The sequence below is a fragment of the Ignavibacteriales bacterium genome (genome assembly GCA_026390595.1).
In the GTDB taxonomy this organism is placed as follows: domain Bacteria; phylum Bacteroidota; class Ignavibacteria; order UBA10030; family UBA10030; genus UBA9647.
This window is the reverse complement of sequence record JAPLFQ010000020.1, coordinates 280663-302972: the sequence shown is the minus strand read 5'-3', so window position 1 is coordinate 302972 and position 22310 is coordinate 280663. Positions and strand designations below refer to the sequence as shown.

The following is a 22310-nucleotide window of genomic DNA, read 5'->3' as shown; positions in this document are numbered from 1 at the left end:
GGGTCTACGCCCCCGGGGTTGGTTTCTTCCGGAAAAACGCACCAACGACAAGCGAGATGATAAAGCCGGTGAAGATTGTCCCGATAAAACCGAAGAGCGCAGTGAAGAACGGGGTCTGCATCGGTGCTGCCATATCCAGCTGCGCTTTGACGGAAGCCTCGGACATTCCCTTGGCTTTCAGCACCTCTTCTCCGACTCTCCTGATATCCTCGAAGTAGTGAGGAAAAAGCACGGTCGTGAAAAGCAATGAGCCGAAGAATATGATCACCCCTCCGAAGACCGACATCAACGTTCCAGCCCCAATCTGCCCGCCGTAAGTCCTGCCTTCCGCTGCGGTCAATCGAAGTCCCCAGATCATCACACCAGCTTGGATGAGAATGACGAACCAGAAGAGATTGAGAAGCACGGGATGGAGGTACCAACCTGTAAGTCCCATGACGAACTGCCATGCCATGCAAGTGAGTCCGATAGTAACCGCCGTCTTGAGAATTGATTTCATAAAACTATCCTGAGATGTGGTGGGGGTGGGAGGAATCTACTGAGATGTCAAACTCTGGATGTCAAAATCCTATGCTTGCGCAGGTGCCGGGGGAACGATCGGATTGAAGAGGCGGATCGTGTCCGGGTTCACGAGCACCCAAATCGAGTAACCCCCAATCGCTGTTCCTATCGGGAAATTGAGGAGGTGCAGCGCTGACGTTATCAGCACGAGGACGCGTGCCCATTCTCTCCGTTTCAACAACCCGATGCCGCCAATAATTCCCGGGATAGAAATAATAAAGAAGAACGTGCCAACGGCCAATCCAATAATGGACAGGATCGGTGCTGCCTCCTCATCCTGAACCACATACCCGATTCCGGCGAGAAGGACAAAAACGAATCCACCTATGAGAATTGCGAAAATGCTGAGTCCGATGCTGAGGGCGCCCACCGTGGTTACATGGTTTTCCATAATGACTCCGAAGGATTAGTCTTCATGACCGTGGTCCCGTTTTCTTGAGGCAAGCAGGCGGACCAGAGGAACAATGAAGCATACGTCGAGGATGCGTGAGTGTTTCACGTAGAAGCGGAAACAGGAAAGCAATCAGGCTTGAGCCTGAAGAGAGAAAAAGGAGCAGGGACAGCTACGGAAAGTCTCGACCTTCATCCGTCGTCTCTGCTTGTTCAGGTAATCTTTTCGAATCAAGGGCGCAATTGTTCCATTCCTGGTAACCGACATATCCGAGAACAAGGAGCAAAAATGGAATGGTAATTTCGTGGATGATCCCGGCAGGTCCTGTCTTGCGAAGTGCATACATCAGCACTGTCGCGGCTATTCCCCCCCGCAACAGAAGATAGCGGCTGAACACGAACATGAACTTTCCGTGTTCTTGAATCTCGACCCAATTCTTGACGCGCCGCTTGTGGAGATACATCTCGAGCCAGACCGCAGCCGGAACCACGACCAGAAAGGCGAGAAGAAGTGAGAACGAGGTGGGGCCTACGAGGTTCGCCTGATCGAGCAATACCCCAAGGCCAAACCCGTAGAGAACCCCAACTGCAAAAGTGACATATGATATCTTCATCGAACCAGTTCCTCTTCGCTTTCAACGATTGCAGGGGTGTGCAATTCCATCGCTGTGTCTTTGTTCGTCCTATCTTATCAAATTCCGATCAGGAACGCAAGTTCGGTCGGCACTGGTATTCCGGCAAACTCAATCCCCAAACGAAAAACCGCGGTCTTCTGGAGTTATGGTGCTTCATCGATTAGCCCCAGCATTCATTGCACGAGTGACATGGTGCTCCTCGTCTTTCGGAACAAGGCACGCCTCCGGCACCAAGATGTCGATTGTGCACTGGATCGGGCGCAGGCTGCGGTCCTGGTTACTGCTGAAGTCTATCGGGGCTTCGCCGCGAATGTGATCGAGAAGACCGGGTGAATCTCCCAGGGCGTGTATGATTTCATGCCTCGTTTTCCGCGGGGATTCCCTTTCAAGTGTGAAGCGTCGAAAAACAGCTGACCTTTGATACTCACGTAGACGGCGTGGTCGAGTATGTTTCCCTTCGTGCCCGGCTCTTTCCCCTTGAGCATATTGTCCTTGATGAATCGACGGACTGCGTCACATTCGCCCGCCAGTTTCTGGTCGGGGACGAACCTGGAGAAAGGAACTTCAATCACGAGGCACGAGTCTGCCCAATCAGCAGAGGTGCGGATCTGAATGTGATAGTCCCCATCCCGGTGATTCTTGCTGTCATCCTCGAGGGCGACGAGGTGCAGCCATCCCTTCGTCGTGATGATGTCTCCTTCCTTCAGCGCATGAGGTCCGACTGTTGCGGGAATTCTCGTGGTGTCGTACAGTGCGTCTTCCTTCTCAATCGGATTTGGAAGAGCCAAGAGTTCGCTCACGGGCACATTTCTCTTCTTTGAGTGGGGTGGCAGGCTGGTTTTGATCGCCCACCGTTCGATGCCAGGTGCAAGGTGTTCCTGTGCGGGGAGCTGGCTGCCCGTCAAGACAAAGGCGGCAACAACAAGTAATTGCTTTTTGAATCCTGACACTATTCGTACTCCATTCTGATTACATGCACGCCCGACTTGAGTCGATGCGTTATTGCGTGACCTCGATGATTGAATGAATGTCAAGCTTCGGGACTTCAACTGTGAGGATTCCCTGAGCGAACCTGTGCTCAAGGGCCTTGACTTCCGGCTGCAGCCTGACGGCGGCAGGCATTCGATCCTGCCGGATCCGGAATGATCGACTTCTCGGGTTGCGCCGAACCATGCCTAATCTCACCCTTTCGCTGGATTTCAGTCCCACCTCTACTCACGGGGTCACCTTCGCTTCTCTGTGTTTGTCAACCCAGTACGCCCAGAGGACGAAGAGCCAGGAGGCGTTCCCGGCGATGGCAATCATCGAAGCCTCCGGAGGCGGCGGCCCGAAGAGATTCCCAACATAGATCAGAGCAATGATGCCGGCGAGGGACCAGAATCCGATCGAGCCAATGCGGTCTTTTGCTTTTGTGGCCTGCAGGTAGAACGCGATTCCCATCGCAAACAAAGTCACCTCGGCGATCATGGTCCCAGCCAGAGAATTCCAGAGGCCGAGTCCGAAATAGGTGTTTCCGCCGAATCCGAGCGGCAGGTCAGGTCTATGCGTGACCAAGTCCAGAATCCAGTGACTGAAAACGACTGCGACAAGGATGAGCGCATTCCGCGCATTGCGGCGAATTCCGAAATACACCGCTCCAAAGGCGCACGACCAAACCACCGCTCCGATGAGGCTGTGACTGATGGGATAATCGTAGAAATCAAAAGGTGTTACGACGGTATTTCCCGGATTGACGCGCACGTGTTCCCAGCCGAGGAGCAAAAGCAGCGGCCAGAGCAAGTCAACGAACTGAGCTGCCATGAACAGTGAGCCCAGCGACACCTTCGGAGCCGACTTCTTGGCGCCCAGTGCTACCGCGAAATGACCGATGAACATAACTAATCTCCCTGACAATTGTCGAGCATCGCGCCGACCCCATATTGGACGAATTCCTCGAGTCACAACCGGGAGCCGCGGCCGCCTCTCAATGACCGCGTAGTACCGCATGAAGGGGGAGGCGGGTACCGCATCAGAACTGAGGCTGTCCAAAATGTAGGTCGACCTGCCCGCCCAATCTGTTCGATGTGGTCAGCCGGGAATGTCATTTCGACCACGTTGAGTTTCAAGGATTATCGATTTTTCAGGATTTCAGGGATAGCCGTAAAGATCAATAGTACGTTTTGGACAGCTACCTCAACAGCGCATACCCCCGCTATCGGAAAAAGCTCGGATTGGGATGGATCTTCAGTACTTCGCCTTCGCGAACAAGGACGATGGAAGACGTGGCTCCAGATACGCTCACATCAACGTGGAAATGGTCGTCGTGCTCCCGGGCGGACACGAACTCGGTATTCGTCCATGCGAGATACCCGAAATCGCGACTCTTAATCGATTGTTCGATCTCATCCTTTGTATCGGCGATCGACGCTTCCTCGAGCGCTTTCTTCATGTTTGGCTTGAGCTCGACATCCACCAGTTTTTTTCGCGATTGCATAGACACGATGGCCTCGACATCGCCGTTCCTCCAGGCCTTGGAATACTTCTCAACAAACTCCTGAGGGGTTCGGGCTTCCTGGTTCGAGGAACAAGCGCAGAGCGCGGCAAGGAAGAGGGCGAGCATGGATGAAGAGGTCAGAGAGAATTTCATAAGACTCCCAATGCAGAGACGTTACGTTTTCCGGAACTCGATGAGCTCGATCGGAGCGCCGTTGTGAATGATCATTGCCACCCTCGCTCCATCGGACGGGGAGTTTGGAGGAGTCAACAGCTGTCTGCCTGCAATCGCCGCGTCAAGGTCGTCGACTTCGAAGGCGAGGTGAGGCACGGTCTTGATCAAGTCGTCCACCGGGCTGTCGGGTTCAAACCTCATCCATTCGATTCCGTACGGACTGGAGCTGAACCCGGAGACGTAGATCTTGAATTGCTCGAGGTACACTTCTCCTGGGCGCGGAATGTCAGTCGGAATCCCAAGATGATGGTAGCGCCAACCATGTTCGGCTATCGCCGCCGGTGGTTCGTGGTCTTCCCGTTGCTGTGCTTCAGGGTCATTCGATTGCGGCATTGTTATTCCTCCGGAAACATCTTGAACGAAGGTTGTATTGGAAATCTACAGAGCACCCGCTTTCTTCTTACCCCGCAGCAAATAGATCAGGCTTGCGAGCACTCCCCAGAACGTGACGGAGACCGCATATCCCCAGTTCGTATCGATCGAAAAAGATATTCCGATGAATCCGAAACTCGCTATGTAGAACAGGATGATGTAGGGGATATGCAGGATTGGTTTCTCACGGAATTCGATCTTCAGGATGACGTCGAGCAGAAGCTCGACAAACAGATAGAGGAGGATGGAGGCAAAGTACAGCATCGTCCGGATTGGCTTCCCGCTTCCGACGAAAGAGACGAACACGACTGAGAGCGGTATACCGAGCCCGATCGTGATCTTGCCGAGCATTGTCCTGAGCTTGATACGCTCAAGCCTCGAAGTAATGTAGATGCCGATGATCAGGAGATTGAAGATCACCGCGCAGAGAACGAATGTCAGATCGAAGGCAGACATGGTGACCTTGTCGTGAGAATGAAACGTACCGTGTTGAGGCTGCGCTCACCGATACAACGCGCACGCATCTTCAATCCCAATCTCTCGCGGAATCTGTTGTCACGCAGCGTTCTGGCGGCGGGCGTTGTCCACGACCGAGGCAAGAATACCGCAGGCCAGGATGAACAGCACGACGCCAAGAAGATAGAAATTGAAGTACTCGCCGAGCAGCTCGCGCAAGGTCCCGGCGATGAGCATCTTCACGCCGACTACGAGAAGAACGATGGCAAGCGCCGGCTTCAGGAACCTGAACTTTGCCAGCATCCCGGCGAGGGCGAAATACAGCGATCGAAGGCCGAGAATGGCAAACACGTTACTGGTGAATACCAGAAATGGATCCCCTGTGATCGCAAAGATCGCCGGAATCGAATCGACGGCGAAGATAAGATCGGTTGATTCGACCATCACGAGCGCGAGGGCGAGGGGAGTAATCATCAACGTGCCGTGTTTTGCGGCAGCTACAGCTTCGTCGTGCTGTTTGGGGGCGCCAGGGAGTTCGCTTTCCGCGGACGCGGTGGAGCCGGCCCGGACCAGGAAATGCTCGCCGTGATACCGCGAGGTGACAGGGAAGAGGCGGCGCGTCAAGCGGACGACGATGTTCTGGTTCGGATCTTTGTTGTCGGACTTCAGGAAGAACATTTTGACCGCAGTCAGAATCAGAAACACGCCAAAAACGTAGAGGATCCAGTGGAACCGGGCAATCAGGGTCGCACCGATCACGATCATCACCGCCCGCATGACCAGGGCCCCGAGGACACCCCAGAAGAGGACACGATGCTGGTACAGTTCCGGAACAGCGAAGAAACCGAATAGAAGAGCGATGACAAAAATGTTGTCGATGCTCAGGGATTTTTCGACGATGTACCCTGTGAGATACTTGAGCGTTGCCGATTGTCCGTCGTTGATCACACCATCGACAGAATCAACGCTCGCACCGAGCCCAAGCCAGTGGTTCTCATAGCCGTAGTATACAAACACGGCAAATGAAAGCCCGAACGCGATCCAGACCGCTGAGAGTCCCAGTGCCTCTTTCACGGATACCACATGGGCCTTACGATGAAAGACGCCCAGGTCGAGAGCCAGCAGAACGAGTATCAAAGCAACAAAACCACTCCACATCAACGCCATGAGAGTCCCTTCCTTTGTGACCGCTGACTAAACCACGAAATTGGAAACAGCGTTCCCCGACTGGTCGCCGCTCCTATCCTTCCTGTTTCGCTTTCCCCTTGAGCTTGCGGCGCGTCAGGTTGAGTCCGCCGAACCCGCCGATAAGCGCAATATAGAATCCGAAATCATAGAGCCAGCCGGTATTGTGTGGCTCGTAGATTCGCACATCGCTGTTGAAAATCCCAAGTATCAGGGACAGAGGCGCGATCCATCCGTGCCAGATTCCCGAGAAGAATCCGGCTGGTGATTGATGATCATATGTCCCGCCTCCTGGAACGCAGCCAGAAAGGAACATCAGAGCGAGCACGAGAAGGATCGGTAGCAGCATTTTCGAATTCATCGGGTTCTCCTGAAAGCACTGGAAGAATCGTCACTCAATACGTTACACCATGCTCGACATAGAACTTCATCAGCGTCAAGGCCTGCGCCCAGGCTGAAACGCGGTTGAGAAAATCCTGTGTTCCGGCCGGACTGTCTTCGTATCCGTACTCTACGAGGTGAACAGCCGTGCCCTGGTTCACGGGAGCGAAGTCAATCTCGACCGTGGTTATGTACAATCCGCTGTCGGCTTTCCACTGAAAAGCGAAGCGCTGCGGCCGCCGCGCATCGAGGATCGGTCCGCCGTTCTCACCCGAGTATTTGTTTATCCCGTAGTTATTCCACCGGAAGTGAATACTGCCTCCGGCCTTCGCGTCAACGGTTGCTCCCTGTGTGAACCATCCGTCGAGCCCCTCCACGGTGGCCATTGCATCATAGACCCGTTCAGGCTGCGCCCGAACCAGCGTGCTGAATTCGACCTTCCGGTCCATCATGATTCCCATCGTTACGGCTCCTTTGTGTCGGTGAAGCGGAAAAAGGCTCTTGCGATGTAATGTAGCCGCGAAAACAGTGACGTGCAACCTTGATTCGTCCCGCTGACGATGCGGGGCTTCCTACCTGTTCTGGGGAGGCCGCAGGGCTTGTGGAAGATCCCTGAGCCGTTTGATATGCAATGTTCCTTTGCCGGTATCGAGATAGATGTTATATACCGCGGGAGAACCGGTCAAGCCTTTTCTCTCAGTCCCGACAGCAATTGCCACTCCGACTATCCTGCGATCCGGCAAGAGAGCGGAGATCTCGAAGCAGACCGGGAGATCGCGCTGCTGATCGACAGCGGCGACGCCAGTTTGTTCACCGCAATCATTGATTTCCCATGTGATCTTTGCTTCAGAACCGACGACACTCCTGAACCAGCTCAGGAACGCGGTCTTTGGAAGAAGGGAATCGAGCTTCGCTGCCGGATACTGCTCGAGAAGATCGATGGCATCTTCCTGCGTAATCTGGGCATAGGCCGGTCCGCCGAGCAGAACAACAAGTCCGAGAATTGTTATTGTTGTTTTCATAGCTGATGATTCCGTCCGCATTAGATAAAGAACCGTTCTTCGGGCCACAACTTCTGGAATGTCGTGTTCATTCCCTTGCAGATGAAAATCTGCCTTCCGTTCTCATACGGCATCGAGTATTCGAGCTTCGTGGTCCCTGCAAGTTCGACGTTCCGGTACACTCTCGTCAAATCCGCAAGATTTTCCTGGAGATTTCTCCTCCCGCCCATGATGATCGCAACATCTCCGGTCTTCTCTCCCGGTCCCCAATACCAATAGCTGTTGTGCGCACACAGGGCGTTGGGCAACCCGTATTTCGGTCCGAAGAAATCCACTGCACCGGCTTCGCCGTAGTTCCTGACGTAAATGACGCACTTCGCTTGCTCCTCCGGTGTCAGTTTGTGATACGCAGAGGCGATGACTGCCACCATTTCCTCCCATCCGAATTCATCAGCGTAGTGCTGCGGCAGCACACCGAGCGAAGTCCGTTCATCCGCACGCGGTTTAAGGCCGAGGAAGTCCTGGTATGCGATGAGCGTCTCGACGGGGAGTACGGGAACCGCGAATGGTGTGCTGATCGCCATCAACAACAGTATCCCTGCAACCGTTACGGATTTGATCCAACGCCCTGAAGCTTTGGCTGTAAGACGTTCAAAGAACACGGACCCTCCGGCAAACAGCATGGGGTAAATGGGAGAGAGGTAGTACGCCTTTCCGTTTCCGGCGACCATAATGATGAAAACAACCACGTAGGTCCAGGCAAGTGCGCGATGCCGGCGTCCGGCAGAATCAAAAAAGAAGTAGGTAAGGCCGAGGATCCAGATGGGAGCGCAGAAGTAGTTGAGTTCCCGAAGCTGCAATGCGGAAAAATCCAGAAGCGTGGTGGGCGTATTTTTCAACTGACTCGCGTTGCGCATAAACTCGAGAGAAGGCCACCCGTTTTTCAGTTCCCAAACAACGTGAGGAAGAAACAGCAGCGAAGCAGTCAACACTCCGAGCCAGAACCATTTCGTGGCGAGATGCTTCCGGTCCGGGGTCAGGATGAGCCCTGCGAAGAGTCCGATACACAGAAATCCAATCGAGTACTTGTTCTGCAGTCCCAAGCCAACCACCAACCCGAACAGGAGCCAGAGCTTCGGAGTGTCGTCCGTCAGAATTCTGATGACCACGTAGCAGGCCGCGCCCCAGAAGAGCACATCAAATGAGTTCATCGAAAAGTATCTGCCTTGGCCGAGCAGAACGGGGGCGGCAACGACGCAGAGAGCCGCAAGCACCGAGGCGAATCGGCCGCCTCCGAGCCGGAGGGCCATGAGGGCGGCAAGAATCGCCGTGGCAGAGATGGCGAGCGCGGGGAGGAAGCGGATAGCGTGAAGCGAATCTCCGAGTACCCACCGCACTGCGGTGAGTATCAGGAGTGAAAGCGGCGGCTGATCAACGTATCCGAAGGCAAGATGTTTGCTGCCCGCGATGTAGTAGAGCTCGTCGCGGAAGTACCCGTAGTTCCCGTGAAACAGCATCTGGATCACGAGCTGGGCCAATGCTATCGAGAGGGGGACTATCAGGTACGTTGAAGACGTCTCCCGGTGTGTGATCTCATCGTCCATAAGGGACTCCTTCGTCGAGAGCCTCCCATGATGCAGAACATGGCAGAGGTTATTTTAGTCCGCGCTTCCTTTTCGCTATGAGAACCTGAGCGTCAACGTGTGCAGCGCAAACCGAACACACATATCGTTTCGTGGTCTCGTTGTAGTCCGGTTCACCTTCACGCCTGCAATTGGGGCAGCGGATGGTGATGGGTTTGTCATCTTGCGTTTTCGCCATGGGATCCTCTGAACATCTTCGAACGGTTAGTTGAGATCAGGCTGACAGGTCGGCTTGATCTTCGATCAAGGTGAGGCCAGACTATCTGTCGTCGCTGCCCGGCTTCTTGCCGCTGAGGCTCAGCGCTTTCTCCAACTCACTGAGCCGTTTGAAATACATGATCTCACCATCTTTCTCGATATAGATATTGGCGACCCGTGGATTCTGGGATATTCCCTTGCTCTCGGTCCCCACGAAAATCGCGATGCCGAGAATTCTCTCTCCCGTCAGCATCACGGTGGCTTCCATGCAGGAGGGTACGTCCCGCGTGTCATCGACTGTCGGGACGCCTGTCAGTGTGCCGCAGTCGTTCAGTTCCCATTGCACATGCGGAGTACCGCCGAGGAGTTCTTTCAGCCAAAGGATGAAAGGAGTCTTCGGCAATGCCGAATCAAGTCTCGACACCGGCAGTTCGTCGATGAGCCCGATTGCCTTGTCGGCCGTGATCTGTGAAAACGCAGATCCGGCCAGGAGCATCAATACTGTGACCGAAAGAAAAGTCCTTCGCATCAAACCCACCAATTAACCATTCACCAAATGAACGAACTACCAGGTTTTCCTTATCGGATGTGCTTCCGTATTGAAGACCACCTTGCCGAATTCGAGCGTTTCGGGAGGAGCAAACAGAAGGTAGAGGTATTTCCAGGTCTCTGCGAGGAAGTAGCTCTCCATCAGGTCGGTCCGATCCTTTGTTGCGACGTTCCGGAGTCCCGAATATCCCTCATCCATTCTACAGTGCTGTTTCAGGTTCTTCAGAAATGTTTTCCCCATTTCGATGTACCGCGGGTCATTCGTGTAATGGTACAGGTAGTAGGCCGATTCCATGATCTCGGGGTTGAGTTGATAACGCGCGCTGACTGTGTCCATTTTGACATAATCGAACACATCGGGTTCGATGCCGTACTTGTTCCACATTTTGAAGCACGACTCCTCGAGCCTGGCCGCCGTGGTGACGTCGCCGGACAGCGCAAGTACCGCCGGATAGAAGGCATCAAGCAATCCGAACCAGGTATGCGTCCGCTTGCCGGTGTTCATGTCGGCATGGCCGATCCAATAGCCGCTCGGGGCTTCGTCGGCCAGATATCTGGCGACGGCAATTTTGCTCGTTTCCCACGCTTCTTTCATCTCTTTGTCGTCGAACAGGATGGCGGATTTCAAGAGGTACTCATAGTAGGAATCGATGCACGCGCTGACATGGCTGTCGGCATCGAGCCATAGCCCTGTCTCGCAATCGATCCAGGTCCCGACCAATCCGATGGAAGAACGACGCATGTAGATCTGCAGCGCAGCGTTCTTCGCCGCATCGTAGTACTTCTGCTTGCCTGTCAGTTTACTCAACGTCCCGAATTCGATGAGCAGCGTTCCCACCTCGGCCGGATTCGTCCGCGTCCCGCGCACTGCCCCCGTTTTCAGATTGACATCCACGTACGGAATGCCGGTCGGCGATTTGAAAACTGGCATCAATCGCGCCCCAAGATCATCGGCAAGTTTGAGCAGCCGGTCATCCCCGGTGAGCTGGTAGTTCGCGAGCAGACCGCCGAGCAAGCGGATGGAAATCTCGAAGTTCTTGACGTAGATGTCCTGGTCGAGTGAGAGATGCGTGGCGATGTACTCGCGCGTCGCATCGGCTTCTTCCTTGAATCCCATGAGGATCATCGTGTCGAGTGCGTCCAGCGGAGTCATGAGCAGGGTGTTCTTATACCAATTCAGAGAAGTCTTGGACACGGGACGGAGCATATCGCTTCCCCAGGCATATTTCTTGTACGCGTTCCAGGAATGAAGGAACTCCTGGCGGACCTCATTTGACAGCTGCGTCTTCTCGGACCGAATTGCCTGATCCGACGAGCATGAGGAAAGCAGGAGCGTGATGAAGAACAGAGCAAGAATCAGCGATGTGGTTTTCATTGAGCACTCTTGAGTCCTGTGATGAGAACTACTTGTGGAACCACTGGTTGAGAAGGATGGGGACAATGAAGTAAGCGAAGGACATTCCCGAAAACACGAGTCCCGCCAGTGCCCCAAAGGACCAGAAGGCCATTTTGAGCTCACCTTCGGGCTTCCGGGCGTTCTTCAGAGCGAAGACAAGGCAAATGACGGCCACGATCAGGCCGATGGCGGTGAGTGTACCGAAAACCATGAGCAAGAGATTGTCAGGCAGGGGAGACTCCTTTCATTCCAGATTCAATACTATTCGTTGCTGACTGCGTTACAGGGTCGGATCTACAACCTTTCCGATGAAAAGGATCGTTCCTGAGTGATGCTCGCGGATCACGATCAGAAACGGGCGATCGACCCGCATGGTGAAATTGTCGGCCGGGCCTATGCTGGTTCGAGACACGCCGACGGAAGTCACGGCGGCCGCTTCAGTCCCTTCTTCATCAACCTGCACGAACGTCTTGTGCATCACCTCGCTGATGAAGGGTCCGCCGCGCTGGTCGATATCTCTGAAGTCCGCAATGCCGGGGGAAAATGCGACGGTCATGCCCATCGCTATGAGCATATCGTTGAGTTTCTTCTTGTACTCGAGCTTGAATTTCGGGAGGTAGATGTCGCCCTTCGCTTTGTTCATCCGCCCGATCCAGGTGTTCCACTGTTGCTGGGTCAATGCGCCGGCAAAACTCTCGATGTTGGTCCCGGACTTCGGCAGGAGAACCGTCGCACTGAAACCCGCATCACCGTACGGCAGATCGACGGCCTGGATCTCATCGTCGCCGTAGTAGGAGAAAGTGCCCCCCTGGGACATCATTCTGCAGGTTTTCCTGGAACCGTCTGAAACTGTGAATGATTCGTTTCGTGTCTGGGTCGAGTCGAAGCGGTACGTCCATGTCCCTTTGAAATAGATGGCATTGATCAAGTACATCACGAGATCAGCCGGAATCGGATCAGGGACGATCTCTTTGATTTTCCCATTCGTGTTCCGGTCCACCCATCCGTTAATCGTCTTCGCTGCCATCGGATCGCTGAAATCCAGGCTGTTGACCTCCGCATTGAAGTTGTCCTTGTTCAGATCCTTGAAATTCTGCTCGACGTTCAATTCTGGCCGGTGCCAGATCGAGTTCGCAATCTGGAACTTGACCTTCGGATCAAGACCGGTGAGAAGCGCGATGAGGCTTTTATAGGACGTGTTGATGTCGTATTGGGATAGCCCGCCGAACTCAAGTGTCCGCGCCATGGCGTCCTTCGTAGTGCCGCGTGCTCCGTTCATCGTCATCCCGAGAGCCATTGAGACGCTTACAGGCGAGATGAAGAGGTTCTTCGCTGGCTCACTTCTATTGACTGCGGCGAAAAGGGTAAATCCGAATGCGTTATCGGAAGCGACAAGGGATTGCTCCAGTGATGTAAGTGGGCGAGACTGACCTTGTTGTGCATCGGATGGCGTGCCGAGGTCTCTGCAGCCAAGTGTTACGACAAGCAGAATCGCGCTAAGAGTAATATTCGTCTTTCTCATGACACCACACCTTCTTTCGATGAGCATGTGACAATGTCGTAACGCACGATCGACTCACGAACTCACAATACAAAGTAACAAATCCTTTGAGCGGGTGCAAGATGATGTCCGGCTTCTGAGAATCAGTTTCAAGAATGCTGGAATTGGTGAGGATGACGGGATCAAGACGTTGGAACTGCGATAGATTGAGGAGGGTAAGCGAACAGACGAAAAGAGGAGTAGGGCTCCAATTCGCGGCGGCCAGCTCCTGAAAGCTATGTCCACTACGGCGCGAGAATCTTCACTATCTCCGCAGGATCAGAAGTCGGGAGCTGACAAGTGTAGTTCTCGCAGATGTACGCCGTCGTACGTCCTTCCAACTTCTTGAGAGAGCCGATGATGGGAAGGAGTCTCGAGAGCTCGGCCTGGCCGTCACCAGCATCGGCGAGCATCAAGACCTTGTTGGGTACAAAGTGCGACTGAATGGCGTGGAGCATCGTCTCTGTGTCGGGATCGCCAGCGTTGCCCGCGATGATAATCTGCTTCGGCTTCGAAAGTCCGAAGTCGAGAGCGACCAGCATCTGAGGCATTGCCTGCCCCGCGTTGGAAAGCCTCTCTCCGAAGAATGAGAGAGACTTCCTCGCCATCGCTTCCCATTCCTGGTTGTTCGTGAACTGAGTCAGGCGAAGCAGATTGAGAATTGCTATCGCATTGCCGGAAGGCTCTGCGCCGTCGTACCATTCTTTCGTGCGGACAAGTATTGACGGGTCGTTGCCCGAAGTATCGAAGAATCCCCCGTTGTCCCTATCATAGAATATCCGGTTTTGATCCTCCGCAAGTCTCAATGCCTCCTTCAGCCACCCGATGCTGAAACTTGCTTCGTACAGATCGATAAGAGCCTGAACGAAGAAAGCATAGTCGTCAAGCTGTCCCTCGATCCGCGCCTCGCCGTCGCGATACCGGTGATACAATCCGCCAGTTGACGTGCTGCTGACATGGCTCAGGACGAATGCGGCTGATTTCTCGGCGGCGTGAAGATACCGGATATCTCCGAGCACCTGGTAGGCCTTTGCGAGTGCGGTGATCATCATCCCGTTCCAGGAGGTCAGTATCTTATCATCCAGGTGACAATGAGGCCGCCCGTTTCTCGCGGCGCGCAGTTTTTGCCTGCTTGACCACAGAAGCTCTTTCGTTCGTTCCTCAGTGAGAGAGAATTGTATTGCGGTCTCGGCAGGCGTATGGATGACGTGAAGCACGTTCTTCCCAGGGAATACGGAGTGAGGATCGTCGCTCACGTTCCCGTTTGCCTCGACGCCGTAGCTACGGCACCAGATCCGAGCTTCTTCTTGTGTGAGGATTGTCTCGATCTCCGATTGTGTCCAGACGTAGAATGCCCCTTCCGCTTTCTCCGCGGGATCAGATTGATCAAGAGCGCTTTCGGCGTCCTCTGCCGAGAAGAAGCCGCCGTCAGGATGCGTAAGATCACGCAGGACATAATCGAGAATATCGATGGCGATCGTTCTGAAGAACGTTTCGCGAGTGATCTGAAATGCTTCAACGTACGATACCGCCAGTTGTGCCTGGTCGTAGAGCATTTTTTCGAAGTGCGGCACGTGCCATCGATCGTCGGTCGAGTACCGGTGAAATCCGCCCCCTATATGATCGTACATACCGCCGTGTGCCATGCGGCAAAGGGTCTCAAGGGGCATATCGAGTGCACGCGGGTTCTTGCTGCGCGCATGATATCTGAGAAGAAAATTCAGCGCCACGGGGCGCGGAAACTTTGGCGCTCCTCCGAATCCTGCATTGTGATGATCAAAATTCTTCTGGAATGACTCGAATGCCGACTGAAGCGCACCTTCATCGGGATCAACGCCGCCGCCCTCCGCTTTGGTGAGTCGTACCAGATAGTCGTTCGCCGTTTCGGCAGCATCGAGAACCTTCTGGCGATCGGATGACCAGACCTCGCATATTTTTTCGAGGATCTGAGGAAATCCTGCACGGCCGTGCCGTTCGGTGGGAGGGATGTATGTCGCGCCGAAGAACGGCTTGAGATCGGGTGTCAGAAACATCGACATGGGCCAGCCGCCGCTGCCGCTCATCGCCTGCAGAGCCGACATATAAATCCGGTCGATGTCGGGGCGTTCCTCGCGGTCGACTTTGATCGGCACGACCAACCGGTTCATGAGCGCGGCGATCGTCTCGTTCTCAAAAACCTCTCGTTCCATAACATGGCACCAATAGCACGTTGAGTATCCGATAGAGAGGAAGATCGGCTTGTCTTCCTGTCGCGCTTTCTCAAATGCCTCGTCGCCCCACGGAAACCAATCCACAGGGTTGTAGGCGTGCTGGAGAAGATAGGGGCTCTTTTCCTGGAGGAGTCGGTTGGGTCTTCTGGTTTGAGTGATGTTTGGCTCGTGCATTGGGAATAGGGTCTTCCTACGTGCAACACATGGTGGCGGCGCAAAGTTGCAGTCTGCCAAGGTTCGCGAAAAGGTGGGGGTGACTGGTGTGCAGGGAAGATGTATGCGTAAATACTACACTGACTCTTCGAACCAACCACTCGTGCACAAATCTGTGGTCATCAGTACGATCTGTGGTATCCGTGTTCTATTCGATGATCCAACGGTTATCTGTGCATTGCCGGCACAGAGACGGTTCCATTCCAATTTGCTATGACCCCGTCGCCAGTACAGGTTTCACTTTTTCGAGGAATTCCTTCGGAGGGAGATACCCGACGACGCGAGAACTCGCTACTTCTTGACCTGTCCTGTCGATGAACACAATTGTCGGCACGCCGGAGATGTTGAATTTCTTCCGCAGTGCTTCGGATTCCGGCGAATCGAAATGCGTGAGATCGACTTTGAGCCGTACGAAGTCTTTCGTCCCGCTGATGACCTCCGCGTCAGTAAAGGTCTTGTGCTCGAGTTCCAGGCACGGGATACACCAGTCGGCATAGAAATCCATCACAACAGGTCTGTTCTGGTTCTTCGCCTCAGTGACTCTCGCCTCAGAGAAGCTCTCCCACGTCATGCCGGTTTCGCGCAGAGCGTTTGCCGACACGAGTCCGAATACGAGTGCGAGGACGCCAAACGCCCATTTAAACCGCTGCAGGCCTTTCTTCTCTTTTCCGGACGGCTCGAGAAATCCGAGATAGATGCCGCCGAGAATCAGTGCGGTTGGTATCACGAACACCGAGAGTTTCGGTACGAATGCCAGCGCCAGATAAAACAGTCCTGCCGCGCTCAGGATCACTCCGAACATTCTCTCGACCCAGACCAGCCACGCGCCAGACCGGGGAATCTTCTTCAGCATTCCCGAGAACGTGCCGAGGATGAGATATGGAAACCCGAGCCCGATCGAAAGTGTGAAGAAGACCCAGAACCCGAAGACCGGGTCGGCTTTTGAACTGACAAGCGTAAGCAGGGCGATGACAGGAGGGCCGATGCATGGCGCCGCAAACACACCGACCACAAGACCCGACAAGTACAAGCTGATGATACCAGTTCCTGTCGTGCCGCCGAGTTTGCTCGTGAGCCAGTACGGCATTTGGATCTGGTAGAGACCGAAACTGCTGAGGGCGAGTCCGATGAGGAGCGCCCCGATGCCGCCGAGAACCCATGGACTTTGAAGCCAGCTGCCGAAGAGCGTCCCGCTCAGCGCCGCGCTGACTCCAAGCACGGTGTACATTGTGGCTATCCCCAGAACGTACATCACGGCTTTCAGAAACACCTTGATGGCGTTTGTTTCGGATTGACCGCCGAACAATGACACGGTGACGGACAGCATAGGATAGACGCACGGTGTCAGGTTCAGGGCGAGTCCGATCAGAAAAATCGCGAGGAACGCGACGAAGGTCCCTCTTTCTTCAAACAACTGGCCAATGTCGCTCCGTGAAGTCGCTGCCGGCAAGGCGCCCTGTGAAGAATAGGCGGAGAAGACGTCATCGTTGATTGGATTAGTCTTTTCGTGTTCCCCGACGATCTCAATCGGCATGTTGACGTCGATTGTGGCAGGGGCAAGACACACCTGATCGTTGCACGCCTGGACCTGAAGCTTGGCTCGCAGCGTGTCATAGCCGGCGCTGACTTTCGAGGAAAGCTTGATTGTGAGAAAGATGACCGGCGTGCCTTCGTAGACGCTGAGGGAATCTTCCGCGAAGCCGAATTTCAGTTTCTCCCCCTTGGGGTAACGTAGGTCCGTCACAATGAATCCCTCGCGCTGGGGCGGCTCGATGCTTGTGGCGATGAGGTAGTCGTACGTGGGTGTGTTCGAATTGATGTGCCATCCGTCGGCAATCTTCAGGATCACCGCGGCTTTCAACGTGGAGCCCGCGGCGGCTTTGTCGACCGAGAGCTTCGACTCAGCACGCACTTTTCCTGCGCTGGAACTCGGACCTCCGCCGATTTGGAATGCGAAGCCGGCGGACGAACGCAGCACACCAAGCAGGAGAACAATGAATGCAACGCTGGCGATACTAATGTGTGAACGACGCATGCTCTGGTATCCTTGTAGTTTTCCTGTCAACGAGTGTTCGGTATTTCGCGGTAGATATTTCTCAAACGCCCTTCTTCAAGTACTGCTTGATCTTGCTTTCCAGCATCGCTTTCGTCATAACGCCGGTGTGCTCATCGACGATGGTACCGCTGGGATCGACAATAAACGTAGTGGGAATGAACTGGATCTTCCCGAAGGTCGATGCGACCGCTCCGTCGTCGAGGACCACAGGATAGTTGATCTTGTTCTGCTTCACGAACGGATTGACCTTCTCCCATCCCCCCTTGTCGAGCGAAACGCCGACTATTTCCACTCCCTGATCCTTGTACTTTTTGTAGATTTCGATGAAGTCGGGGATTTCTTGCCGGCACGGTCCGCACCAAGTGGCCCAGAAATTCACGACGATTACTTTTCCTTTGTTCTGGTAAAGTTCGTACGTCTTCCCGTCGCCGGTCTTCAGCGAGAAATTCGGAGCTTTCTTCTGCGCCATCGCTGTGGTGAGAAGACCGATGCTGAGAGCGATGATAATTGCGGCTGCGATACGCTTCATGGCAATTCTTCCTTCTTCTATGGTTGGATTCTGGTTCCCTTTTCTGATAACCTCAAATCCCGCCGTTTCACTGACCTTCTGCCCTGCGGACAACCGGTCTCGTGCTCTTCATCGAGGAAATCAGCTCATGATTGGATGCAGCAATCTGCAATAAGGCTCCAGGCGCAAGCCTCTCGCATCACGGTCATCCTGGAGAATCCGAATGACGAAGCCGGGCGACCATTATAGCGAACATTTTTCGAAAGGGCAACGCGCGTAGTCTTGGAAGCATTCTTACAGACAGACGAGCTTCCCCGCACGGAACGAGCGATGCATTTCTTGATTTTCCCTCCAATTATGTCTACTTTCTTCGGGGTGTGAAATGACAAAAAAACAATTCGTTATTGGAATGGACGGCGGCGCGACGAAGACCGCCGCCTTGCTCAGCGATCTCGAGGGGGTCGTGCTCGCCGAAGAAACCGGCGGCCCGAGCAACCCGCAGGTCGTAGGTCCGGAGAAAACAGCTGACGTCATTGTCGGCCTCGTCGAAAGACTGTGCAGCAAGGCTCAGTGCTCGACCAGCCAGGTTCTGGTTGTGGTTGCCGGACTTGCAGGTGCCGGTCGAGATGGCGACAAGGAGCGCGTGAAGACGGCGACGCTGGCTGAGGCGAAGAAACGAAAAACCAACGTTGGAAAGGTCGTCATTGAAAGCGATGGAAGGATCGCCCTCGAAGGAGCGCTGAAAGGAAGACCCGGAATCATTCTGATCGCCGGCACAGGGTCGTTTTCCCTCGCCAAGGACCACAAGGGGGGCATTCACCGTGCAGGCGGATGGGGAAGGGTGGTGGGAGATGAAGGAAGCGGTCTCGTCATTGGACGCGACGGATTGAACGCGGTGGCGAAGCACATCGATGGCAGGGGGAAGGCCACGATGCTGACCAGACTCGTAGACGAAAAACTCGGACTTTCGAATCAGGAAAAAATCATCAACGCCGTCTACCGGGAGAACTTTGACGTCGCCACAGTTGCCCCGCTTGTCATCGAAGCAGCCGAGGCAAAGGATGTCGAATGTGCCCGCATACTCAACAAGGCGACGTTTGAACTCGCCGAGCACGTGCGCACGCTCGTGAACAAGATCGAGCAGAAGATCACATTCTCCTTACCGCAAGTCACCGTCATTGTTCCCGAGGCCCCTCCGGCATATGGAGCAGTTCTTTTATCAATCCGATTTGCACAGGAATACCTATGAGTCTGATGTCCGTTGCGCTTCCCTTCACCACGCAACCGCATTTTGAATCAACGCTTCGTCAATTCATCGACTCTCCGCTCGTTGAGAAGATCTTCGTCATTCATTCCGGTCAGTATGCCGGGAGATATGAGAAATGCGAAGGATATGTTTCTCAAACGCTCACGTCCGGCAAACTCCTGAACGCCCTCCTTGGCAAAGTGGCAACGGAGCATTTCCTGTTCATCACGCAGACACAGGAAATCCAGCTCGGCCAGGCCTCGCTGGAACGCTTCGCAGATATCGCCAGTCAGACTTCCGCGGGCATGTGCTACTCTGACTATTTCGAGGTTAAAAAAGGAGTCCGCTCGGAGCGGCCGGTGATTGAATACCAGTTGGGCAGCGTGCGCGACAATTTCGAGTTCGGAGCGCTCTTGTGGTTTTCGATGGATGCAGTCCGGGCAGCGTTGAAGAAATATGGCGACGTAGCAGATGTTAACGCGGCTGGCCTCTATGACCTCCGCCTGAAGGTCTCTGTCGACCACGAGCTCTTCCATATCCAGGAATATCTCTACACAAAAGTCGAATCCGATTTGCGTCTGACCGGGGAAAAACTGTTCGACTACGTCGATCCAAGGAACCAGGCCGTCCAGAAAGAAATGGAATCTGTGGCGACCCAGCATCTGAAACATGTCGGGGCCTATCTCGCGCCGAGTTTCAAACTTGTTCCCCAGTCTGCAGGTTCATTCCCGGTTGAAGCGAGCGTGGTGATCCCCGTGCGCAATCGCGAGCACACTGTCGCAGACGCGGTGAAGAGCGTACTTGAGCAGAAGTTTGACGGTACATTCAACATCATCGTCGTTGACAACCACTCGACGGACGGCACGACAAAGGTCCTGGCGGACCTCGCCGCGAAGAATCCGTCGGTCAAACATCTCATTCCTCAGCGGCAGGATCTCGGCATCGGCGGGTGTTGGAACGAGGCGGTCTTCTCTCCTCACTGCGGACGCTTCGCAGTGCAGCTCGATTCCGATGACATCTACAGCGGGACGGAAACTCTTCAGAAAGTCGTGAACCTCTTCCGCACCGGCCACTACGCGATGGTTATCGGGTCGTACAAGCTGGTGAACATGAATCTCGAAGAGATCCCCCCGGGGCTTATCGATCACCGGGAATGGACTCCAGAGAACGGGCGGAACAATGCCCTCAGGATCAACGGGCTCGGTGCGCCGCGCGCATTCGATACCGGTCTTCTCAGGACGGTCAGGCTTCCGAACACGAGCTACGGCGAAGACTACGCAGTGGCGCTCGCCCTCTCCCGGGAATATCAAATCGGACGAATCTTCGAACCGCTCTACCTCTGCCGCCGCTGGGAGGGGAACACTGATTCGGCGCTTTCTATCGAGCGGGCAAACCGCAACGACGTTTACAAAGATAAGATCCGCACTATCGAAATGTCAGCACGCCAACGCCTTAATCGCCAAGGAGCTTGATATGGCACAACCCATTCGCCGCTGGACTCTCGATGATCTGGCCGTTATTCAGGATGTACTCTGGAAGACATGGCTCGATTCTTACTCACATTTTATTCCTGAAGCAGATCTGAAGAGCTACTTCTCGGAGCACTATGACCTCGATTCGCTGAGAACGCTCTTCCATAACCCGATGGCGGATGGCTTCGTCGCCCTCGACGACAACAAGGTGGTTGGGTTCATGCGAACCGCCCGCGATCCGGAGGAGAACCGGTACTACATTTCCTCCATCTACGTGCTGCCGCAGTCCCAAACAAAGGGTCTCGGCAGGGGGTTGATGGTGCGCGCCGCGGAAGAAGCGAGAGCATTCCGACTCGACCGGGTCTGGATCGGAGTCATGGTGCAAAACACGCAAGCGCTCGATTGGTACAAGTCGATGGGGTACGAAGTTGTCCGTACAGAGCCCTTCACGATGGGAAAATCGACCGTCGATCATCATGTTGGATTCCTCAAGGTCGATTCGATTCGCTGAGCGCACAATCCACGCGGCTCGGGACTTTCAGCGGGCCGCGCAGTTTCACAGCAGACAGTGCCGGAAATCCTCTCTCGATTCCTTTGATTGAAGAAAAGCTCTTCGCCGTATTCGAACTATCGTCGCACACGAGCGCTCTTGCTGAGCTTTCGGTCAGCTTGCTCGAGAGTCAGAAGAAGACCTGGCCCCAGCTTACAGCCGGGTATGCGTCGCTGGACTCGATACGGCTCCGCGAGATTGCGTGCCAAGGATACTCAGTCTGGCTCCAGTATAACCCGGGCCGCATCGTCAGCACGGGGGCGAAGGTCGATGCCAGGTCTATACAAGAGCGCCGCTGTTTTCTCTGCGTTCAGAACCTGCCTGAAACGCAGAAGGGAATTCTCTACAAAAAGGAATTCTTGGTGCTCTGCAATCCGGCTCCGATCTTCCGCGAACACTTTACGATTTCCCACGTCGAGCATATCCCACAGCTTTTTGCGAATTCGGCGCTGTGCTGCCTCGAACTTGCCCGCGATCTCAGTCCGCGTCTGACGGTCTTCTACAATGGACCGAAGTGCGGCGCATCCGCTCCGGACCATATGCACTTCCAGGCATGCCCTTCCGGAGCGATTCCGGTGGAACGTGCTGCGTGCGAGAACAATCGCAGAAACGCCCGCAAGAGTATCAACAATGTTCAGATCCTGACACTTGAAGGATTCGGCCGAGAGGTGGTTGTGCTCGAGTCACAGGATATTGTGAACCTCGAGAACGTCCTTCGACAACTCATCGGGTCGCTTGCCGCCGTCACGGGTACGACTGAAGAGCCGCTGATGAACCTCCTGTGCTCGTATGCAGACTCTGCCTGGCGCGTGATCCTGTTTCCCCGGAGTAAGCATCGCCCTGACGCCTACTTCAAAGAGGGGGATGATCGGATCCTGATAAGTCCCGCGGCAGTTGATATCGGAGGGCTGATTATTACGCCCATCGAAAAAGACTTCAACGTACTCGAAGCTTCCATCATCGAGGGAGTCTTCAGCGAGGTGAGTCTCGCGAAAGAGCTGGTGGATGCGGCGATTGAGAAGCTCTCCTGAACAACCCATT

General features: G+C 54.5%; 26 protein-coding genes. 4 read left to right on the top strand and 22 right to left on the bottom strand.

The genetic code is table 11. The features are described from left to right. Positions 1–4: 4 nt before the first annotated feature. The 22 genes from NTU47_09410 to NTU47_09305 form a co-directional block, all read right to left on the bottom strand. Positions 5–499, bottom strand: coding sequence for a DUF4199 domain-containing protein (locus NTU47_09410; GenBank protein ID MCX6134015.1), 495 nt, complete (start codon positions 497–499; stop codon positions 5–7). 69 nt (positions 500–568) lie between these two features. Continuing rightward, on the bottom strand, positions 569–952 hold the full coding sequence (locus NTU47_09405; GenBank protein ID MCX6134014.1) for a hypothetical protein: 384 nt from the start codon (positions 950–952) through the stop codon (positions 569–571). A gap of 172 nt (positions 953–1124) precedes the next feature. Next, entirely contained in the window at positions 1125–1565 is a 441-nt protein-coding gene (locus NTU47_09400; protein ID MCX6134013.1) for a hypothetical protein, read from the bottom strand. 311 nt (positions 1566–1876) lie between these two features. Beyond that, a complete protein-coding gene (locus tag NTU47_09395; GenBank protein ID MCX6134012.1) occupies positions 1877–2536 on the bottom strand; it encodes a hypothetical protein in 660 nt (219 codons plus the stop codon). Positions 2537–2585: 49 nt separating this feature from the next. Beyond that, positions 2586–2708 carry a hypothetical protein gene (locus NTU47_09390; GenBank protein ID MCX6134011.1) on the bottom strand — a complete coding sequence of 41 codons (123 nt, stop codon included), beginning with the start codon at positions 2706–2708 and terminating at the stop codon, positions 2586–2588. A gap of 93 nt (positions 2709–2801) precedes the next feature. Then, positions 2802–3461 (bottom strand): hypothetical protein, encoded by a 660-nt coding sequence (locus tag NTU47_09385; protein ID MCX6134010.1) that lies wholly within the window; start codon positions 3459–3461, stop codon positions 2802–2804. A gap of 316 nt (positions 3462–3777) precedes the next feature. Further along, positions 3778–4212 carry a hypothetical protein gene (locus NTU47_09380; GenBank protein ID MCX6134009.1) on the bottom strand — a complete coding sequence of 145 codons (435 nt, stop codon included), beginning with the start codon at positions 4210–4212 and terminating at the stop codon, positions 3778–3780. Positions 4213–4233: 21 nt separating this feature from the next. Beyond that, the gene (locus NTU47_09375) at positions 4234–4626 is read right to left on the bottom strand and encodes a hypothetical protein (GenBank protein ID MCX6134008.1); all 393 of its coding nucleotides are present in this window, start codon (positions 4624–4626) and stop codon (positions 4234–4236) included. A 45-nt stretch (positions 4627–4671) separates the two neighbouring features. Next, positions 4672–5121, bottom strand: a complete 450-nt coding sequence (locus tag NTU47_09370) for a hypothetical protein (protein MCX6134007.1) — start codon at positions 5119–5121, stop codon at positions 4672–4674. Between the two features lie 99 nt (positions 5122–5220). Further along, positions 5221–6288, bottom strand: coding sequence for a TerC family protein (locus NTU47_09365; protein MCX6134006.1), 1068 nt, complete (start codon positions 6286–6288; stop codon positions 5221–5223). Between the two features lie 73 nt (positions 6289–6361). After that, on the bottom strand, positions 6362–6667 hold the full coding sequence (locus tag NTU47_09360; GenBank protein ID MCX6134005.1) for a hypothetical protein: 306 nt from the start codon (positions 6665–6667) through the stop codon (positions 6362–6364). Between the two features lie 34 nt (positions 6668–6701). Next, positions 6702–7148 (bottom strand): SRPBCC domain-containing protein, encoded by a 447-nt coding sequence (locus tag NTU47_09355; protein ID MCX6134004.1) that lies wholly within the window; start codon positions 7146–7148, stop codon positions 6702–6704. A 111-nt stretch (positions 7149–7259) separates the two neighbouring features. After that, the gene (locus NTU47_09350) at positions 7260–7709 is read right to left on the bottom strand and encodes a hypothetical protein (protein MCX6134003.1); all 450 of its coding nucleotides are present in this window, start codon (positions 7707–7709) and stop codon (positions 7260–7262) included. 20 nt (positions 7710–7729) lie between these two features. Then, positions 7730–9292, bottom strand: a complete 1563-nt coding sequence (locus tag NTU47_09345; protein MCX6134002.1) for a glycosyltransferase family 39 protein — start codon at positions 9290–9292, stop codon at positions 7730–7732. 49 nt (positions 9293–9341) lie between these two features. Beyond that, the gene (locus NTU47_09340; GenBank protein ID MCX6134001.1) at positions 9342–9509 is read right to left on the bottom strand and encodes a hypothetical protein; all 168 of its coding nucleotides are present in this window, start codon (positions 9507–9509) and stop codon (positions 9342–9344) included. Between the two features lie 81 nt (positions 9510–9590). Then, on the bottom strand, positions 9591–10058 hold the full coding sequence (locus NTU47_09335) for a hypothetical protein (protein ID MCX6134000.1): 468 nt from the start codon (positions 10056–10058) through the stop codon (positions 9591–9593). A gap of 36 nt (positions 10059–10094) precedes the next feature. Next, entirely contained in the window at positions 10095–11453 is a 1359-nt protein-coding gene (locus NTU47_09330; protein ID MCX6133999.1) for a glycoside hydrolase family 47 protein, read from the bottom strand. A 28-nt stretch (positions 11454–11481) separates the two neighbouring features. Then, positions 11482–11685, bottom strand: coding sequence for a hypothetical protein (locus NTU47_09325; protein MCX6133998.1), 204 nt, complete (start codon positions 11683–11685; stop codon positions 11482–11484). A 69-nt stretch (positions 11686–11754) separates the two neighbouring features. Beyond that, complete coding sequence (locus NTU47_09320) at positions 11755–12996, bottom strand: serpin family protein (GenBank protein ID MCX6133997.1); 1242 nt, start codon at positions 12994–12996, stop codon at positions 11755–11757. 263 nt (positions 12997–13259) lie between these two features. Continuing rightward, a complete protein-coding gene (locus NTU47_09315) occupies positions 13260–15398 on the bottom strand; it encodes a thioredoxin domain-containing protein (GenBank protein MCX6133996.1) in 2139 nt (712 codons plus the stop codon). A gap of 250 nt (positions 15399–15648) precedes the next feature. Further along, the gene (locus NTU47_09310; GenBank protein ID MCX6133995.1) at positions 15649–17472 is read right to left on the bottom strand and encodes a thioredoxin fold domain-containing protein; all 1824 of its coding nucleotides are present in this window, start codon (positions 17470–17472) and stop codon (positions 15649–15651) included. 61 nt (positions 17473–17533) lie between these two features. Further along, positions 17534–18022 carry a TlpA disulfide reductase family protein gene (locus NTU47_09305; GenBank protein ID MCX6133994.1) on the bottom strand — a complete coding sequence of 163 codons (489 nt, stop codon included), beginning with the start codon at positions 18020–18022 and terminating at the stop codon, positions 17534–17536. A gap of 361 nt (positions 18023–18383) precedes the next feature. On the opposite strand from NTU47_09305, the gene NTU47_09300 reads away from it, so the two are divergent. From NTU47_09300 to NTU47_09285, 4 genes are all read left to right on the top strand, one after another. Then, a complete protein-coding gene (locus NTU47_09300; GenBank protein ID MCX6133993.1) occupies positions 18384–19250 on the top strand; it encodes a hypothetical protein in 867 nt (288 codons plus the stop codon). Continuing rightward, positions 19247–20719: a glycosyltransferase family 2 protein gene (locus NTU47_09295; GenBank protein MCX6133992.1), complete on the top strand. Its 1473-nt coding sequence runs from the start codon at positions 19247–19249 to the stop codon at positions 20717–20719. The genes NTU47_09300 and NTU47_09295 overlap by 4 nt, the downstream gene beginning before the upstream one ends. A 1-nt stretch (position 20720) precedes the next feature. Next, positions 20721–21230 carry a GNAT family N-acetyltransferase gene (locus NTU47_09290; GenBank protein ID MCX6133991.1) on the top strand — a complete coding sequence of 170 codons (510 nt, stop codon included), beginning with the start codon at positions 20721–20723 and terminating at the stop codon, positions 21228–21230. A gap of 83 nt (positions 21231–21313) precedes the next feature. Next, positions 21314–22300: a DUF4922 domain-containing protein gene (locus NTU47_09285; protein MCX6133990.1), complete on the top strand. Its 987-nt coding sequence runs from the start codon at positions 21314–21316 to the stop codon at positions 22298–22300. The last annotated feature ends 10 nt before the right edge of the window (positions 22301–22310 follow it).

What these genes read in the sequence shown, in the direction of transcription:
- NTU47_09315 (MCX6133996.1), bottom strand. Translation starts at nt 15,398, where the DNA reads ATGCACGAGCCAAACATCACTCAAACCAGAAGACCCAACCGACTCCTC.
- NTU47_09385 (MCX6134010.1), bottom strand. Translation starts at nt 3,461, where the DNA reads ATGTTCATCGGTCATTTCGCGGTAGCACTGGGCGCCAAGAAGTCGGCT.
- NTU47_09320 (MCX6133997.1), bottom strand. Translation starts at nt 12,996, where the DNA reads ATGAGAAAGACGAATATTACTCTTAGCGCGATTCTGCTTGTCGTAACA.
- NTU47_09310 (MCX6133995.1), bottom strand. Translation starts at nt 17,472, where the DNA reads ATGCGTCGTTCACACATTAGTATCGCCAGCGTTGCATTCATTGTTCTC.
- NTU47_09380 (MCX6134009.1), bottom strand. Translation starts at nt 4,212, where the DNA reads ATGAAATTCTCTCTGACCTCTTCATCCATGCTCGCCCTCTTCCTTGCC.
- NTU47_09375 (MCX6134008.1), bottom strand. Translation starts at nt 4,626, where the DNA reads ATGCCGCAATCGAATGACCCTGAAGCACAGCAACGGGAAGACCACGAA.
- NTU47_09370 (MCX6134007.1), bottom strand. Translation starts at nt 5,121, where the DNA reads ATGTCTGCCTTCGATCTGACATTCGTTCTCTGCGCGGTGATCTTCAAT.
- NTU47_09390 (MCX6134011.1), bottom strand. Translation starts at nt 2,708, where the DNA reads ATGCCTGCCGCCGTCAGGCTGCAGCCGGAAGTCAAGGCCCTTGAGCAC.
- NTU47_09335 (MCX6134000.1), bottom strand. Translation starts at nt 10,058, where the DNA reads ATGCGAAGGACTTTTCTTTCGGTCACAGTATTGATGCTCCTGGCCGGA.
- NTU47_09360 (MCX6134005.1), bottom strand. Translation starts at nt 6,667, where the DNA reads ATGAATTCGAAAATGCTGCTACCGATCCTTCTCGTGCTCGCTCTGATG.
- NTU47_09405 (MCX6134014.1), bottom strand. Translation starts at nt 952, where the DNA reads ATGGAAAACCATGTAACCACGGTGGGCGCCCTCAGCATCGGACTCAGC.
- NTU47_09290 (MCX6133991.1), top strand. Translation starts at nt 20,721, where the DNA reads ATGGCACAACCCATTCGCCGCTGGACTCTCGATGATCTGGCCGTTATT.
- NTU47_09350 (MCX6134003.1), bottom strand. Translation starts at nt 7,709, where the DNA reads ATGAAAACAACAATAACAATTCTCGGACTTGTTGTTCTGCTCGGCGGA.
- NTU47_09355 (MCX6134004.1), bottom strand. Translation starts at nt 7,148, where the DNA reads ATGGGAATCATGATGGACCGGAAGGTCGAATTCAGCACGCTGGTTCGG.
- NTU47_09345 (MCX6134002.1), bottom strand. Translation starts at nt 9,292, where the DNA reads ATGGACGATGAGATCACACACCGGGAGACGTCTTCAACGTACCTGATA.
- NTU47_09365 (MCX6134006.1), bottom strand. Translation starts at nt 6,288, where the DNA reads ATGGCGTTGATGTGGAGTGGTTTTGTTGCTTTGATACTCGTTCTGCTG.
- NTU47_09410 (MCX6134015.1), bottom strand. Translation starts at nt 499, where the DNA reads ATGAAATCAATTCTCAAGACGGCGGTTACTATCGGACTCACTTGCATG.
- NTU47_09330 (MCX6133999.1), bottom strand. Translation starts at nt 11,453, where the DNA reads ATGAAAACCACATCGCTGATTCTTGCTCTGTTCTTCATCACGCTCCTG.
- NTU47_09400 (MCX6134013.1), bottom strand. Translation starts at nt 1,565, where the DNA reads ATGAAGATATCATATGTCACTTTTGCAGTTGGGGTTCTCTACGGGTTT.
- NTU47_09325 (MCX6133998.1), bottom strand. Translation starts at nt 11,685, where the DNA reads ATGGTTTTCGGTACACTCACCGCCATCGGCCTGATCGTGGCCGTCATT.
- NTU47_09305 (MCX6133994.1), bottom strand. Translation starts at nt 18,022, where the DNA reads ATGAAGCGTATCGCAGCCGCAATTATCATCGCTCTCAGCATCGGTCTT.
- NTU47_09295 (MCX6133992.1), top strand. Translation starts at nt 19,247, where the DNA reads ATGAGTCTGATGTCCGTTGCGCTTCCCTTCACCACGCAACCGCATTTT.
- NTU47_09300 (MCX6133993.1), top strand. Translation starts at nt 18,384, where the DNA reads ATGACAAAAAAACAATTCGTTATTGGAATGGACGGCGGCGCGACGAAG.
- NTU47_09340 (MCX6134001.1), bottom strand. Translation starts at nt 9,509, where the DNA reads ATGGCGAAAACGCAAGATGACAAACCCATCACCATCCGCTGCCCCAAT.